Below are 13,891 nucleotides of genomic sequence, written 5' to 3' on the forward strand. Positions count from 1 at the left end.
AGGTGATCGTAGCGACCCGTCGTCGGAAGGCTGACGTGGGCGAGAGGCGGGTGCCCCTTGTTTTACGTGAAACATCATGCGGGGTCATGACTTGTCCGGCTGGCGCGCATCCGGCACTACTGGTGCCGTTTCCGTGATGAATGAGTCAGCCATGCCCGTCGCGGTCGGATGCGGGGCCGGTTGAAGTACGCGGCGGCGTCCCTGCGCAGGCAGTTGGCGACGAGGATGCCGCCGAGGGCGATGGCGGCTGCGGCTCCGGCGATGAGGAGCAAGAGCCCGGCGACGGCGTTGAGTCCGCCGATGGTGAAGAGGAGCGCGCGGGCCGTCTTGACGGTGCCGGGCATCGGCATCTCGGGCTCGGGGAACGGGGGCGTCCCGGGGTGCGGCTGCATCGGGGTGGGGGAGTGCATGAAGGAGCCCAATGAGGCTGCGGAAAGGGCGAGTTCGGCCATGGCCAGCCTGGTGTAAGAGCGACGTATGGCTCGCTGGCATCGGTCTCTCGCTCGAGTGCCGAAAGCCCTGACTCCGGGCGGGCTTCCCTGGCCCGGTCGGTGTCCCGGGCGGTGTCACGGTCGCGTTCCGCAGGTGAGCCGTGTCTCACCGGGGCGGCGCCCCTTGTTTATGCAACTCGTTGCATAGAAGGATTCGGGCATGGCGCTTGAGCACGCGATCCTCGTCTCCCTGCTGGAGCGGCCGGGCTCCGGCTACGAGCTGGCCCGGCGCTTCGACCGGTCCATCGGGTACTTCTGGGCCGCCACGCACCAGCAGATCTACCGCGTCCTCAAGCGCATGGAGGGCGACGGGTGGGTCGACGCCCGCGCCGTGGTGCAGCAGGACCGGCCGGACAAGAAGGAGTACTCCGTCGCGGATCCCGGCCGCGCCGCGCTCGCCGCGTGGCTGCACGAGCCCATCGAACCCGAGAGCGTCCGGCACGAGCTCGCCGTCAAGATCCGCGGCGCGGCCTTCGACGACCCGGCCGCGCTCATCCGTGAAGTGGAGCGGCACCGCCAGGCGCACGCCGACCGGCTCGCCCACTACCTCGCGGGAGAGCACCGCGACTTCACCGGCCCGGACGCGCCCCGCGCTCCCGACGCCGGCCAGGAGCTCCAGCACGTCGTGCTGCGCGGCGGCATCGCGTACGAACGCATGACGATCGACTGGCTCGACGACGTGATCGCCACGCTGCACCGCCTCGCTCCCGAGCGCTGACCCCCTCACCTCCCCAGCCCCGAAAGGCGAACATCCGTGACCGACCCGCTGCTGTTCCACCCGCACACCTACGACCCGGCGCACTTCGACCCGGAGACGCGCAGGCTGCTGCGCGCGACCGTCGACTGGTTCGAGGCGCGCGGCAAGCGCAAGCTGATCGAGGACTACCGCTCGCGGGCCTGGCTCGCCGACTTCCTCGAGTTCTCGGCGAAGGAAGGGCTGTTCGCGACCTTCCTCACCCCGGCCGCCGCTGCCGGGCCGGACGAGGACGACAAGCGCTGGGACACCGCGCGGATCGCCGCCCTCAACGAGATCTTCGGCTTCTACGGGCTCGACTACTGGTACGCGTGGCAGGTCACCATCCTGGGCCTCGGCCCGGTCTGGCAGAGCGACAACGCCGCGGCCCGCGCCCGCGCCGCCGAACTCCTCGCCCAGGGCGAGGTGTTCGCCTTCGGCCTGTCGGAGAAGACCCACGGCGCCGACATCTACTCCACCGACATGCTCCTGGAGCCCGACGGCCAGGGCGGCTTCCGCGCCACCGGCTCCAAGTACTACATCGGCAACGGCAACGCCGCCGGGCTCGTCTCCGTCTTCGGCCGCCGCACCGACGTCGAGGGCCCCGACGGCTACGTCTTCTTCGCCGCCGACAGCCGCCACGACGCCTACCACCTGGTGAAGAACGTCGTGGACTCCTCGAAGTACGTGAGTGAGTTCCGCCTGGAGAACTACCCGGTGGCCGCCGAGGACGTCCTGCACACCGGCCGTGCCGCCTTCGACGCCGCCCTCAACACCGTCAACGTCGGCAAGTTCAACCTGTGCACCGCCTCGATCGGCATCTGCGAGCACGCGATGTACGAGGCCGTGACCCATGCCCACCACCGCGTCCTGTACGGGCGTCCCGTCACCGCCTTCCCGCACGTGCGCCGCGAGCTGACCGACGCGTACGTACGGCTCGTCGGCATGAAGCTGTTCAGCGACCGCGCCGTCGACTACTTCCGCTCCGCCGGACCCGACGACCGCCGCTACCTCCTCTTCAACCCCATGACGAAGATGAAGGTGACCACGGAGGGCGAGAAGGTCATCGACCTGATGTGGGACGTCATCGCCGCCAAGGGCTTCGAGAAGGACAACTACTTCGCGCAGGCGGCCGTGGAGATCCGGGGCCTGCCCAAGCTGGAGGGCACGGTCCACGTCAACCTGGCCCTCATCCTGAAGTTCATGGGCAACCACCTGCTCAACCCGGCCGAGTACCCGCCCGTGCCGACCCGCCTGGACGCGGCCGACGACGACTTCCTCTTCCGCCAGGGCCCCGCCCGGGGCCTCGGGGCCATCCGCTTCCACGACTGGCGCACTGCCTTCGACGCCTACGCCGAGGTGGCCAACGTCGCCCGCTTCCGCGAACAGGCCGACGCCCTGTGCGAGTTCGTCACCACCGCCGCCCCTGACGAGGAGCAGAGCCGCGACCTGGACCTTCTGCTCGCCGTCGGCCAGCTGTTCGCGCTGGTCGTGCACGGCCAGCTGATCCTGGAACAGGCGCGCCTGACGGACCTGGACGAGGACGTCATCGACGAGCTCTTCGCCGTCCTGGTGCGCGACTTCTCCGCGCACGCCGTCGAGCTGCACGGCAAGGACTCCGCCACCGCACAGCAGCAGAGCTGGGCGCTGGGCGCGGTCCGCCGGCCGGTCGTCGACGAGGCGCGCTCGGCCCGCGTGTGGGAGCGCGTCGAGGCGCTGGCAGGGACGTACGAGATGGCGCCGTAGGCGTCGCAGAGCCGTCCCGTGAACCGGCTGACCGCCGGACGCCACCCCGCTTGTCCCAGGGGGTGGCGTCCGGCGGTCCGGTCGGCTGTCCGGTCAGGGCCTTGGGGAGCCCCGGGCCTCAGCTGCCGCGCTGCGATTCCACCAGCTCGCGTGCTTCTTCCTTCGTGGCCACCGAGGGCCCCGAGCCCTCCAGGGGCCGGCGCGCGGTCTCCTTCATGAACGCGACCGCGATGATGCCGACCAGTCCGGCGAGCATCGTGTAGAACGCGGGCATCAGGTCGTTGCCGGTGGCCCCGATCAGCGCGGCGACCACCAGCGGCGTCGTACCGCCGAAGAGCGACACCGACACGTTGAAGCCGATGGACAGCGAGCTGTAGCGGACGTCGGTGGGGAACAGGGCGGGCAGCGACGCCGACATCGCACCCAGGTAGCAGACCAGGGCGAGGCCCAGGATCAACAGGCCGGTGAAGACCGCCACCTGGCCGCCCTGCTTGATCAGCAGGAACGCGGGCACCGCGAGGACGAAGAAGCCGACCGAGCCCGCCATCAGGACCGGCTTGCGGCCGACGCGGTCGGAGAGACGGCCCACCGAGTTGATCAGCGCCATCAGGATGAGCATCACGACGACGATGGACATCAGACCGCCGGCCTCGCCGAAGCCGAGCTGCGTCAGATACGTCGGCATGTAGGAGAGCAGCATGTAGTCGGTGATGTTGAACGCGGCGACCAGCGCGATGCACAGCAGCATCGCGCGCCACTGTCCGACGAAGGCGTCCTTGAAGGACTTCTTCTCCCGCACCTCGGCCGGGCCGCCGCCCTCCTCCAGCTTCTGGAACGCGGGCGACTCGTCGAGCCTCACCCGCAGGTACAGCCCGATCAGGCCGAGCGGCGCCGCCACTAGGAACGGGATGCGCCAGCCCCACGACTGCATCGCGTCGGTGCTGAGCAGCGCGGTGAGCGAGGTCACCAGGACCGCCGCGACCGTGTAGCCGATGAGGGTGCCGAACTCCAGGAACGAGCCCCAGAAGCCGCGGCGCTTGTCCGGCGCGTACTCGGCGATGAACGTCGCCGCGCCCCCGTACTCGCCGCCCGTGGAGAAGCCCTGCACCATGCGGAGCAGCACCAGCAGGATCGGCGCCCACACGCCGATCGTGTGGTAGTTCGGGACCAGACCGATGGCGAGGGTCGCACTCGACATCATGATCATGGTGAGGGCGAGGACCTTCTTGCGGCCCACGCGGTCGCCGAGCGGACCGAAGACCATGCCGCCGATGGGCCGCACCAGGAAGGCGGCGGCGAACGTCGCCAGGGAGGACAGCGTCTGCGCGGTGGGGTTCCCCGACGGGAAGAACTCCTTGCCGATGATGACCGCGAGGTAGGCGTAGACGCCGAAGTCGTACCACTCCATCGCGTTGCCCAGGGCGGTCGCCTTCACGGCGCGCCTGACCTGAGCTTCCTCGGTGACGGTGATGTCCGACTGGCGAAGGCGCGGGTTCCTCCGGCGCTTGATCGCACGGAACAGCACCCGGTGCCGTGCCACGGCCTCGGGTGACGGCGCTGGCTGCTCTTCCTGTTCGACAGGGGCTTCGGGGGCGCTCACGGTGGCTCTGACTCTCTCGCTCGGGACTCGCGTCCGGGCCCCACAGAGGTCCGGCGTCGACGGCGTCGACGGCGCCTTTGGATCAAGGGCGCTCTAGGAAGGTGCCAGTCCGTCGGCCCGCCGGGCCCGTGGCAAAGGCCCTGAAGGCAAGGGACCCTCGGCCCCTTCTATGGGGGGCAAGGGTCCGAAATCACGGCAAACCAGGGCGGCGGCGCGGTGGTCCGCCCGGCCCGCCGCCTACGTTGAGGGCATGTCCGGTCCGGGGTGGTTCAGCGTCGTACGCGCAGCGGTGTTCACCGTCTTGTGCGTGACGCTGTCCACGACGTCCCAGGTGTGGATGTCGCACGCTCCGCTGCCCCCGTCGACGCTCGCCGTCGCGGCGCTCGGTGTGTTCGCCGCGGCGCTTGTCCTGGCCCGCCGCCCGCGCCCCTTCCGGCAGGTCGCCGCGGTGCTCGTGCCCGCGCAGCTCGGGCTGGGGGCGGTCTTCACGGCGGGCCAGGCGAGGTGTGCCACCGCGCCGTCCGGCGGCAGTCCGGGGGGCATGCCGTGCGGCGGGGAGTCCGTGGGCGGGGTGTTGGCCGTGCACGGCCCCGAGTCCCTCGGCGGCCCGTGCCTGCTCCTCACCGTGCACCTGCTGATCGGTGTCCTCGCGGCCTGGTGGCTGCACCGGGGCGAACAGGCCCTCGTGCGCGTCGCCCATGACCTCGCCCCGCCCGGCCTGCGGACCCTGCGCGCCCTGCTCCGTCTCCTGCCGGCCACCGGCCCGTACGACGGACCGCGCCCCGCCCCCGTACGCCCGGTCGCGGCGGACCGTGACCGCCCCAGATCGTTCATCCCCCGCCACCAGGTGGTGCGGCGCGGACCGCCCGGGACGTGCCCGGCACTCTGAACGCCTCCCGACCGGAGGCGGGCGGAGGGGCCGGTCGCCCCAGCCACGCCATGCCACCACCACGACGGAATCGGGACATCGGGAAGATGAGCACCAAGAAGAGCAGGAACCTGGACAGGAACCTGGAGAAGAAGCGGACGGCCCGTGAACGGCTGCAGGCCGAGCGCGCCGCCACGGCCCGGCGCGCGACGATCCGGAAGCGGTTCGTCATCGCGGGCTGCGCCGCGACGGTCCTGGCGTTCGCGGCCGGGATCGGCATCGGCGTCACCCATGGCACGAGCGCCGCCGACGATTCGGACAAGCCCCTGGTGATCCCGGCGGGCGCCACCGGGACCGACGGGACCGTCATCACGTACGGCAAGCGCGACGCCAAGGCGACCGTGAAGATCTACGAGGACATGCGGTGCCCGTACTGCGCCGATTTCGAGCAGCAGCTCGGCCCGACGCTGAAGAAGATGGCTGACTCGGGCAAGGCCAAGGTCGAGTTCCACATGGCCGCGTTCCTCGACAAGAGCCTCGGCGGCAAGGGCTCCAAGACGTCGCTCGCGGCCCTGGGCGCCGCGCTCAACGAGAGCCCCGACAAGTTCAAGGCGTTCCACGACGTGCTGTACGCCAACCACCCCAAGAAGGAGACCGACGACGCCTTCGGCAGCACCGCCACGCTCCTCGAACTCGCCGCCAAGGTCCCGGGGTTGCGCACCCCCGCCTTCAACAAGGCAGTCAAGGAGGGCACGTACCTGCCCTGGGCCACGAAGGTGGCCGACGCCTTCTACAAGAGCGACGTCAGTGGCACCCCCACCGTGAAGGTCAAGGACAAGCAGCTCAACGTCATCGGCGCGGACGGCCGGGTCATGAGCCCGGAGGACTTCACGCGGGAGGTCGATCGCGCCGCCGGGGCGAAGTAGCCGGACGGGGCCTCAACAGAGGCGGCGGTCCTCAACCAGAGGTTGCCGCCTTTGGGGCGCCGTGGAAGGCGCGGCGCCCGAGGCCCGTGAAAGATGATCACGGAACCTGCGGAAGGAGCAGGGCTGCTCCAGCAACCACCAGCACGGACAGGCGGGGGCGGCGCGCCCATGAACGCGCCGCCCCACACCTCGTCGGTCAGCCGGCGCAGCCGGTCAGCCGCCGAACGCCGCGAACGCCTTGGTGAAGTCGTCCGCGCCCTGCTCGATCGAGCTGCACGTCGGCTGGGCCGCGTCGGCGCCGCCGCCCGCGCACGCCTTGTCGCGGTTGGCCGACCACATGTGGAGTCCGCCGAGCTTCTTCTCCTTGGCGAAGGCCACCAGCTCCTTCGCGTCGGCGAGGGTGAACTTCTCCACCGCCACGTCGTTCACGCCGATCATCGGCGTCACGGCGACCGCCTGCCACGCCGCCGCGTCCGACAGGCCGAGCGCGCCCTTGACCTGCTTCTGCGTGGCGGTGGCCGCCTGGGTCGCGTACGTGCCCATGTCACCGGAGTACGAGGGGCCGTAGTCCATCGCCATGATGTTGACCTCGTCGACCTTCACGCCCTTCGCCTTGGCCGACTTGAGCAGGCCGACGCCGTCCTGCGTCAGCCCCTCGGGCATCGTCGGCAGCGTGAAGGAGACGTCGAGGCCCTTGTGCTTCTTCTGCAGCTTCGCGATCGCCTCGGCGCGGCGGTCGTTCGCCGCGGTGTCGGGGAGTGCGCCGCCTTCGATGTCGAAGTCGACCTTGGTCAGCTTGAACTGGTCGATGACCTTGCCGTAGGCGTCGGCGAGCTGGTCGGCGGACGTGCACGCCACCCCGAGCTCGCTGCCGTTGGCGCCGCCGAAGGAGATCCGTACGTCGCCGCCCGCGGCACGTACGTCGCCTATCTTCGCGGCCACCGCGTCCTTGCCGAGGTCGGTGACGCCGCCCCACTTCGGGGTGCAGCCGTCGCCTCCGGTGACGAAGGCCAGGTTGAACTCCTTCACCCCGAGCTTCTTGGCGGCGCCCACGACGTCGTACGAGGGGGAGAGCGAGGTGTCCACGTAGGGGGCGAAGCCCGAGGCCGCCTTGGTGCCGGTGGCGTCGGACGAGCCGGAGCCGGTTCCGTTCGCCATCGCGCCGGACACGAAGAGGAAGCCGCCGCCGACCATCGCGGTGGCGGCGGTGCCGGCCAGGGCGATCTTCAGCGGGCGGTGCTTGCTGCGTCGGTGGGTGCTGCGGGAGATGCTCACGTTCGCGTCCTTGGGTTGGGGGGACTTGAGGACGACAGGAACGCTAGCGATCAAGAAACGGACAAAAAGCCTGATCAGGGTGGTGGGCCTGATGCTTAAGGCTGCCTTCAGGCCGCGATCGGAGCGCATTAATCGCCGCCGGGGCCGAAGGCGGCCGGAACGGATGCGTAGGCGGCCCGAACGCGGGTACCTGTGCAACGGGCCCCGCCGCGTTCCCCCGTCGCGGCGGGGCCCATTTCGATGGGATTCGGCCGGCGTTCAGCAGCTCAGGTTGCCGCCGGGGTCCACGCCGAGGATCTGCGTGAAGCGCTTGTAGCTGTCGATGCGGCTCTGCACCTGGCCGGGGTTGCCGCCGTTGCACTCCAGGCTGCCGTTGATGGCGCGGATGGTCTCGCCGAATCCGGCGCCGTTGACCATGGCGTCGTGCGGGGTCATGGTGCCCGGCCCGGACTGGGTGTTCCAGTACCAGAGCCCGGTCTTCCAGGCGACGGCCGCGTCGTTCTGCACCAGGTCGGGGTTGTTGAGCAGATCGATGCCCAACGCGTCCCCCGCCGCCTTGTAGTTGAAGTTCCAGCTGAGCTGGATCGGCCCGCGCCCGTAGTACTTGTCGCGGCCCGCCGGACAGCCGTAGGGCTGGGTGTCGTCGCAGTAGTGCGGATAGTTCGACGTGTTCTGCTCGACGATGTAGACCAATCCGCCCGTCTCGTGGCTCACGTTGGCGAGGAAGGCGGCGGCCTCCTGCTTGCGCACGGTGTCGCTGCCCGTCTGCGCGAAACCGGGGTACGCGCTGAGCGCCGCCGTCAGGCCGCTGTACGTGTAGAAGGGATTCCGGTTCGGGAACATCTGGTTGAACTGGGCCTCGCTGACGACGAAGTCCGCCGCCACGGAGGCGCTCCGGGTCGAGGTGGCCGCGGCGGGGGTCGTGGGGTCGGCCGACGCGGGCGAGACGAACGTCAGCAGCGCGGCTGCGGAGACGGTGGCGGTGGCCAATCCGAGTATGCGGGAACGCATGGCTCACTCCTGGGGGGAGGCCGGAGACCGGCGGCGTGATGGTGGGGGTGGTGGCGGAAGGCATGCGGGTGGCGGGGAGCGGCCCTGTGCACGGGGCCGCTGACCGCCGGAGCGCTCACGGGTGGAGCGCCCACTCGTGGTGCGGCGGAAGCGCGCAGGGGGGTGCGCGCGGACGGAGGGGTGTCCGTCGGTTCCGCTTCGTTGGACTAGACCATACTGGCGGTGGTGTTCACGTCAAGAGGGCCGTGTGGGGCGGCTGTTGGCGGCTGAGGGCGGAAGGTGCAGACCTTCGCGGCAACGTCCGGGACGTCGCCACAGGTGACGCGGACTTTCCCGGCGCGCCCGCTCACGCTGACGAAGCCGAGTGACCCCCACCCACGCGAAAGGGACCACACCGCATGAAGACCCGCCTGCGCGCGCTTCTGACGACAACTGCCCTGTGCGGAACGGCCACCGGCTGCGTGAACCCGCTGCCCGAACCCCTCGGCGCCGGCTGCGCGAAGAGGCACACCCAAGGCGGCACCGACACCTGCGCGTCGGCCGTCTACGCCTGGGCCCCCGCCTTCGACACCGTGCTGCAGCAGATCCACCAACACGCGCCCCACGCCCGGGTGTTCGTCGTCGGCTACGGCAACTACCCGCGCCCGGGCGGCTGCCACCCCACCCAGCCGTTCTGGCCCCGGGACGCCGACTACATCCAGAGCAAGGTCAACCGCCTCGGCGACGTCCTGCGGCGCACCGCGGCCCGGCACGGCGCCGCATTCCTGGACACGTACTCCCTCGGCACCGGCCATGACTCCTGCGCCGCCCCCCGAGGACCGCTACATCGAGGGCGCCGTCTCCACCCGCGACGCGTTCCCGCTGCACCCCGACGCCGAGGGTTCCCGGGCCGTCGGAACGGCGCCGGCCGCGGCCGTACGGGGAGAGGCGTGAGCCGGCGCTTGAGTCTCCCGCCGGGGGAGACGCGAGAGTAGGGGCATGAACGGCGAGACGCTCTACTCGATCGGCGAACTGTCCCGGCGGACGGGGCTCACGGTGAAGACCATCCGGTTCTACGCGGACACCGGCATCGTGCCGCCCACCGACCGCACCCCGGCCGGCTACCGCCGCTACGACTCCGACGCCGCCGCCCGCATCGACCTCGTACGCACCCTGCGCGAGCTGGGAATCGACCTGGACACGATCCGCCGGGTCATGGCGCACGAGGTCTCGCTGGCACAGGTCGTGACGGCACAGGCCGACGCCCTGGACGTCCAGATCCGGGTACTGCGGCAGCGTCGCGCCGTGCTCGCGGCGGTGTCCCGGCGCGGCTCGACCCCTCAGGAGATGGATCTCATGCACAAGCTGGCGCGACTGTCCGAGGCCGAACGGCAGCACCTGACGGCCGAGTTCCTCGGCGCTGTCTTCGACGGCCTGCACGACCACCCCGCGCTCGCGGCGGTCATCCGCACGCTGACCCCCGAGCTGCCCGAGGACCCCGCGCCCGAACAGATCGAGGCGTGGGTGGAGTTGGCGGTGCTGTGCCAGGACGACGACTTCCGGGCCGCCCTGCACGGCATGGCCCGGGAGCTGGCGACCGAACGGGACCGGTATCGGGCGGAGGGCGGCGCCGTGGCCGTGCCGCCGGTGCTCGCTGCCGTCGTCCGCGCCCACGCGGCACCGGCAGTCGAGGCCGGAATCGAACCGGACTCACCGCACGCGGAGCCCATCGTCACCGCGCTCGTGACCCACACCGCGCCCACGCCCGGCTGCCCGCCCCCACCCGGCCCCCGTGACCACTACCTGGCTCTCGCCGCCCGGCTGGATCGCATGAACGACCCACGCAGGGACCAGTACCTGTCGCTGCTGGCCGTCATCAACGGCTGGAAAGCGCCGGAGAGTCCGGCGCCCGCGCTCGCCTGGTCGGCGGCGGCACTGCGCGCGAGGGCGTAGCCGCCCCCCCTCGGCTGAGCCGACGGCGCATCGGCGCCGTCGCAGGGCGCCCCTCGTTTCCGCTGGTCGGGACCCGAACTCGCCCGGATGAGTGGCCATGCCGAGCATGCCGAGGGGCATGCCTGTCCTCATGAAGCGAACTCTCACGCACGGCCTCCTGGCCGCCGGTGCTCTCGCCGCGCTGCTCCTCGCCCCCGGGCCCGCGAGCGCGTCCCCGCCGGGTTACGAGCGCTGCCCCGAAGGGCACTTCTGCCTCTTCAGCGAGTACGACGGCAACGGCGACATCGCCACGTTCCGATTCGGCAGCCCGAACCTCGCCGCCCAGGGATTCGACGACCGCGCCATGTCGTACGCCAACCACACCGACAGCCTGTGGTGCACCTACGGCGACTACGACTACAGCAAGGCGCAACTGCACGCCGCGCAGGAACCCCGTACCGCCGACAGCCTCGGCGAACTGCACAGCTTCGTCAGCTCGGTACGCAAAGGCCCCTGCTAGAAGGCGAGTTGACGGGCCGCTGGATGTGTCAGGGCGTGTCGGTGAGGGTGCGCAGGCCCTCGGTCACCTCGGCCGCCGCGGGCGCGTGTTCGGGGTCCACGAGCCACTGGAGCATCAGTCCGCCGAGCAGGGCGAGCGGGACGGAGCCGCCCAGCCCCTCGCGGGCCTGCTGCTGACCCTTGGCCAGGTGTTCGCGTACGACGTCCGAGCGCTGGGCCTGGACGACGGCCTCGAGTTGGGCCACCCACAGCGCGCGGTGGGTGGTGAAACTGTCGATCAGGGCCTGCCAGCGGCCCGGCCCGTCCAGCGGCCCGTCCGCGGCCAGCGCGTCGTCGAGTTCGTCGACCGCCTCCACCAGCGCCTGGGTCAGCAGCGCCTCGCGTGAGCCGAAGTGGTAGCCGATGGCGGCGTGGCTGACGCGGGCGGCGGCGGCGATGTCGCGCACCGTCGTATGGGCCCAACCGCGTTCGATCAGGCACTGCTTGGCGCCGGCGAGGAGGTCCTCCTTGTTTCCCATGCGGGCAGCATAACCCTTTCTTGACCGAGTGGTTCATCCAAATGGATTGACCATATGGGCAAAAGCTGGCTACGGTCCTGCCCATGACCCAGACCAAGGTTCTGATCTCGGGCGCCGGCGTCGCCGGTGCGGCCCTGGCCCACTTCCTGCACCGCGAGGGCTTCGACGTGACGGTGGTCGAACGCGCCCCCGGCCTGCGCGACAGCGGCTACGCGGTGGATTTCCGCGGCGCCGCCTTCGACGTCCTGGCCGAGATGGGCATCCTCGACGAGATACGCGCGTACGACACGAAGATGACCGGCACCGCTCTTCTCGACGCCGACGGAGCCGAGGCGGGGCAGCTCCCGGCCGAGGTGTTCGCCGGTGAACTGGAGGTCCCCAAGCCGGAGTTGACGCGGATCCTGCACCGCCTCACCGAGCCGGACATCACCTACGTCTTCGACGACTCGATCACCGCGCTCATCCAGCACCCGGACCGCGTGTCCGTCGAGTTCGAGCGCGGCGCTCCGCGCGACGTCGACCTGGTGGTCGGGGCGGACGGGCTGTTCTCCAAGGTGCGGCGGCTCGCCTTCGGCCCGCACGAAGCGTGCCTGCGCCACCTGGGCATGTCAGGCGTGGGCTTCACCGCGGACAACATCCTGGGCCTCACCCACAGCGGAGTGCTCCAGCAGGGCGGCAACACGGCCGTCTACGCCTTCAGCGCCGCCGACGCCGAACGGATGGCGGTGAGCCTGTCCTTCGCCACCGACGCCCCGACCCTGGACCGGCGCCCGCGCGAGGAGCAGGAGAAGGCGGTGCGCGAGGCGTTCGCGGGCCGCGGCTGGGTGGTGCCGCAGCTGCTGGACGCCATGGCGGCCGCGGACGACCTCTACTTCTCCTCCTGCGCCCAGGTCCATCTGGACTCCTGGTCCGACGGGCGCGTGGTGCTGGTCGGCGACGCCGGGTACTGTGCCGCGCCGACCGCGGGCATGGGTACCTCCCAGGCGCTGATCGGAGCCCGCTCCCTCGCCCGCCACCTGGCCGCCTCGGGCGGCGACCACGCCGCGGCATTCACCGCCTATGAGGCCGAACTGCGGCCCTACATCGCGGCCAACCAGCAGACGGGAAGGGAAGGGGCGGCCGCCTTCGGCGCCGCCACGTGATGTGCCGCGACGCGCCGCGCCGCGACGCGACGTGGCGTCGCGCCGCGTCGCGCGGCGGTTCAGTGCCGAGGTTCCCTCACTTCTTGAGGGCCTCGGCGAACTGGGGCACAACCTCGTCCAGGGCGTAGTTCACCGACAGGACGGAGTCGGTGGCGAAGGCGTTGGCGGAGGGTGACTTGGGCGCGAAGACCACGTCGTGCCCGGCCTGCGCGGCGGGGATCTTCTTGAACAGCGGGTCGCCCGTGATGTCGGCGGCGGACATCCCGATGGGCTCGACGACCAGCAGGTCGGCGTTCATCTCGCCCACGTTCTCGCGGGACACGTTGACGAAGAAGCTCGTGCCGCCCTGCTTCTCCACCCAGGGGTTGTTCTTGAAGCCGAGCCGCTCCAGGAAGTCCACCCGGCCGCTGCCGCGCACGTAGGCCCCGTAACCCGTGGAGGTCCGCGAGCCCGACGTGACCGACCTGCCCTTGAACTCGGGGTGCTTCTCGGCCACGTCCGCGAACTTCGCCCGGGTCTTCTTGATGAGCTCCTGGCCCTTGCCGCGCAGCCCCAGGGCGTCCGCCACCATCGCGGTCTGGTCCTGCCAGTCGGTCAGGTACTGGTCGCCGCCCTTGGGCACACCGACGGTCGGGGCGATCTTGCTCAGGGTGTCGTAGCGCTTCTGGTCGCCGCTCGACTTGGTGTCGAGGATGAGGTCCGGCTGCAGCGCCGCGATCTTCTCGTACTCGGGCTCCAGCGTGCCGATCTTCTTCGGGCTCTTGTCGTACAGGCCCTTGGCCCACGGGCCCACGCCGTTGCCGCCGAAGTCCAGCCAGTCACTGGCCCCCACGGGCTGCACACCCAGCGCCAGCGCCGTCTCCGCGTCACCCCAGCCCAGCGCGACCACGCGCCGGGGCTGCTTCTTGACGGTGATGTCACCGAACTTGGTGGAGACCTTCGCGGGGAAGCTTCCCTTGGTCACCGCCCCGCCCGGAGCGTCACCGGTGCCGTCGCTCCCTCCGGACGAGCAGCCCGCGGCCACCAGCATCACGGCCGCGGCGGAAGCGCCGGTGGCGATACGGCGGCGGGCCGGGGTCGCAAGGAAGCGGGGGGACGAGAAGGAACGCGTAATCATGAGGTGAGGCTAACCTCATCAACTGCTGCGTTAT

The 13,891-nt window shown here is 70.6% G+C and carries 14 protein-coding genes; 8 read left to right on the plus strand and 6 right to left on the minus strand.

The window, feature by feature from the left end; all coding sequences use genetic code 11:
- Positions 1–116: 116 nt before the first annotated feature.
- Positions 117–410 (minus strand): hypothetical protein, encoded by a 294-nt coding sequence (locus tag ACQB60_RS31625; protein ID WP_496929529.1) that lies wholly within the window; start codon positions 408–410, stop codon positions 117–119.
- A gap of 241 nt (positions 411–651) precedes the next feature.
- Here ACQB60_RS31625 and ACQB60_RS31630 point away from each other — a divergent pair, with 241 nt between their 5' ends.
- Both ACQB60_RS31630 and ACQB60_RS31635 read left to right on the plus strand, forming a co-directional pair.
- Positions 652–1,209 (plus strand): PadR family transcriptional regulator, encoded by a 558-nt coding sequence (locus ACQB60_RS31630; protein ID WP_496929530.1) that lies wholly within the window; start codon positions 652–654, stop codon positions 1,207–1,209.
- Positions 1,210–1,245: 36 nt separating this feature from the next.
- Positions 1,246–2,970: an acyl-CoA dehydrogenase family protein gene (locus ACQB60_RS31635; RefSeq protein WP_496929531.1), complete on the plus strand. Its 1,725-nt coding sequence runs from the start codon at positions 1,246–1,248 to the stop codon at positions 2,968–2,970.
- Positions 2,971–3,088: 118 nt separating this feature from the next.
- On the opposite strand, the gene ACQB60_RS31640 is transcribed toward ACQB60_RS31635, so the two are convergent.
- A complete protein-coding gene (locus tag ACQB60_RS31640; RefSeq protein ID WP_496929532.1) occupies positions 3,089–4,570 on the minus strand; it encodes an MFS transporter in 1,482 nt (493 codons plus the stop codon).
- A 250-nt stretch (positions 4,571–4,820) separates the two neighbouring features.
- On the opposite strand from ACQB60_RS31640, the gene ACQB60_RS31645 reads away from it, so the two are divergent.
- Both ACQB60_RS31645 and ACQB60_RS31650 read left to right on the plus strand, forming a co-directional pair.
- Positions 4,821–5,459: a hypothetical protein gene (locus ACQB60_RS31645; RefSeq protein ID WP_496929533.1), complete on the plus strand. Its 639-nt coding sequence runs from the start codon at positions 4,821–4,823 to the stop codon at positions 5,457–5,459.
- An 86-nt stretch (positions 5,460–5,545) separates the two neighbouring features.
- The gene (locus ACQB60_RS31650; protein ID WP_496929534.1) at positions 5,546–6,364 is read left to right on the plus strand and encodes a thioredoxin domain-containing protein; all 819 of its coding nucleotides are present in this window, start codon (positions 5,546–5,548) and stop codon (positions 6,362–6,364) included.
- 213 nt (positions 6,365–6,577) lie between these two features.
- On the opposite strand, the gene ACQB60_RS31655 is transcribed toward ACQB60_RS31650, so the two are convergent.
- Positions 6,578–7,639: a chitinase gene (locus ACQB60_RS31655; RefSeq protein ID WP_496929535.1), complete on the minus strand. Its 1,062-nt coding sequence runs from the start codon at positions 7,637–7,639 to the stop codon at positions 6,578–6,580.
- A 258-nt stretch (positions 7,640–7,897) separates the two neighbouring features.
- Positions 7,898–8,650, minus strand: a complete 753-nt coding sequence (locus tag ACQB60_RS31660) for a chitinase (protein WP_496929536.1) — start codon at positions 8,648–8,650, stop codon at positions 7,898–7,900.
- Between the two features lie 398 nt (positions 8,651–9,048).
- Here ACQB60_RS31660 and ACQB60_RS31665 point away from each other — a divergent pair, with 398 nt between their 5' ends.
- The 3 genes from ACQB60_RS31665 to ACQB60_RS31675 all read left to right on the plus strand — a co-directional run bounded on the left by ACQB60_RS31665 (position 9,049) and on the right by ACQB60_RS31675 (position 11,081).
- Complete coding sequence (locus tag ACQB60_RS31665; protein WP_496929537.1) at positions 9,049–9,624, plus strand: GDSL-type esterase/lipase family protein; 576 nt, start codon at positions 9,049–9,051, stop codon at positions 9,622–9,624.
- Positions 9,625–9,628: 4 nt separating this feature from the next.
- Positions 9,629–10,582 carry a MerR family transcriptional regulator gene (locus ACQB60_RS31670; RefSeq protein ID WP_496929538.1) on the plus strand — a complete coding sequence of 318 codons (954 nt, stop codon included), beginning with the start codon at positions 9,629–9,631 and terminating at the stop codon, positions 10,580–10,582.
- A gap of 130 nt (positions 10,583–10,712) precedes the next feature.
- Positions 10,713–11,081: a peptidase inhibitor family I36 protein gene (locus ACQB60_RS31675; protein WP_496929539.1), complete on the plus strand. Its 369-nt coding sequence runs from the start codon at positions 10,713–10,715 to the stop codon at positions 11,079–11,081.
- 28 nt (positions 11,082–11,109) lie between these two features.
- Here the strand turns inward: ACQB60_RS31675 and ACQB60_RS31680 are convergent, their stop codons facing one another.
- Positions 11,110–11,598: a TetR family transcriptional regulator gene (locus ACQB60_RS31680; protein WP_496929540.1), complete on the minus strand. Its 489-nt coding sequence runs from the start codon at positions 11,596–11,598 to the stop codon at positions 11,110–11,112.
- 83 nt (positions 11,599–11,681) lie between these two features.
- Between ACQB60_RS31680 and ACQB60_RS31685 the strand changes: the two genes are divergently transcribed.
- A complete protein-coding gene (locus ACQB60_RS31685; protein WP_496929541.1) occupies positions 11,682–12,740 on the plus strand; it encodes an FAD-dependent monooxygenase in 1,059 nt (352 codons plus the stop codon).
- Positions 12,741–12,816: 76 nt separating this feature from the next.
- Here the strand turns inward: ACQB60_RS31685 and ACQB60_RS31690 are convergent, their stop codons facing one another.
- The gene (locus tag ACQB60_RS31690) at positions 12,817–13,857 is read right to left on the minus strand and encodes an iron-siderophore ABC transporter substrate-binding protein (RefSeq protein WP_496929542.1); all 1,041 of its coding nucleotides are present in this window, start codon (positions 13,855–13,857) and stop codon (positions 12,817–12,819) included.
- Positions 13,858–13,891 lie beyond the last annotated feature (34 nt).

It is taken from the genome of Streptomyces odontotermitis (assembly GCF_050510915.1).
Taxonomy (GTDB): domain Bacteria; phylum Actinomycetota; class Actinomycetes; order Streptomycetales; family Streptomycetaceae; genus Streptomyces.

Coding starts and splice junctions, on each gene's coding strand:
- ACQB60_RS31625 (WP_496929529.1), bottom strand. CDS start 410: ATGCACTCCCCCACCCCGATGCAGCCGCACCCCGGGACGCCCCCGTTC.
- ACQB60_RS31630 (WP_496929530.1), top strand. CDS start 652: ATGGCGCTTGAGCACGCGATCCTCGTCTCCCTGCTGGAGCGGCCGGGC.
- ACQB60_RS31645 (WP_496929533.1), top strand. CDS start 4,821: ATGTCCGGTCCGGGGTGGTTCAGCGTCGTACGCGCAGCGGTGTTCACC.
- ACQB60_RS31650 (WP_496929534.1), top strand. CDS start 5,546: ATGAGCACCAAGAAGAGCAGGAACCTGGACAGGAACCTGGAGAAGAAG.
- ACQB60_RS31660 (WP_496929536.1), bottom strand. CDS start 8,650: ATGCGTTCCCGCATACTCGGATTGGCCACCGCCACCGTCTCCGCAGCC.
- ACQB60_RS31665 (WP_496929537.1), top strand. CDS start 9,049: ATGAAGACCCGCCTGCGCGCGCTTCTGACGACAACTGCCCTGTGCGGA.
- ACQB60_RS31670 (WP_496929538.1), top strand. CDS start 9,629: ATGAACGGCGAGACGCTCTACTCGATCGGCGAACTGTCCCGGCGGACG.
- ACQB60_RS31675 (WP_496929539.1), top strand. CDS start 10,713: ATGAAGCGAACTCTCACGCACGGCCTCCTGGCCGCCGGTGCTCTCGCC.
- ACQB60_RS31680 (WP_496929540.1), bottom strand. CDS start 11,598: ATGGGAAACAAGGAGGACCTCCTCGCCGGCGCCAAGCAGTGCCTGATC.
- ACQB60_RS31685 (WP_496929541.1), top strand. CDS start 11,682: ATGACCCAGACCAAGGTTCTGATCTCGGGCGCCGGCGTCGCCGGTGCG.
- ACQB60_RS31690 (WP_496929542.1), bottom strand. CDS start 13,857: ATGATTACGCGTTCCTTCTCGTCCCCCCGCTTCCTTGCGACCCCGGCC.